The sequence below is a fragment of the Gilvimarinus gilvus genome (assembly GCF_030518155.1).
Classification (GTDB): Bacteria; Pseudomonadota; Gammaproteobacteria; order Pseudomonadales; family Cellvibrionaceae; genus Gilvimarinus; species Gilvimarinus gilvus.
This window is the reverse complement of sequence record NZ_JAULRU010000004.1, coordinates 1-448: the sequence shown is the minus strand read 5'-3', so window position 1 is coordinate 448 and position 448 is coordinate 1. Positions and strand designations below refer to the sequence as shown.

1 protein-coding gene is annotated in these 448 nt (G+C 58.0%); it reads right to left on the bottom strand.

Features of this window, described 5'->3' with window-relative positions; translation table 11 throughout:
* On the bottom strand, positions 1-448 hold a 448-nt coding region (locus tag QWI17_RS00020), incomplete at both ends, for a TonB-dependent receptor domain-containing protein (protein WP_302720463.1).

Below are 448 nucleotides of genomic sequence, written 5' to 3'. Positions count from 1 at the left end.
CCGTGTAGGCATTGGCCTTGCCCAGCCAGGTGTTGCCTTGGTCACCATAGGTATTACCGGTGTAGCGTGCCCCCAGGCCGATGCCGAAGCCGTCCAGTACGCCCGAGTGGAAGGTATAGTCGCCCCACACCGAGGCCTGCTGGTTAGGCATCAGTTGCAGGCGGTTGCCCTTGAACTGACCATCCTGCACTTCGGATTTGGCCAGGGTGTAGGCGGCAATTACCTTCAGGTTGTCGGTAACGTCGGAAACCGCTTCAAGCTCCAGGCCGCGGACTTTCACTTCGCCGGTTTGGCTGGTGACACTGGTGTTGCCGTCGTTGCTGGTGACCAGCACATTCTTTTGAGTCAGGTCATACACCGCGGCTGAGAGCAACGTATTTGAACCGGGGGGCTGGTATTTGACACCCAGTTCCCACTGCTTGCCTTCGGTTGGTTTGAACGACTTCAG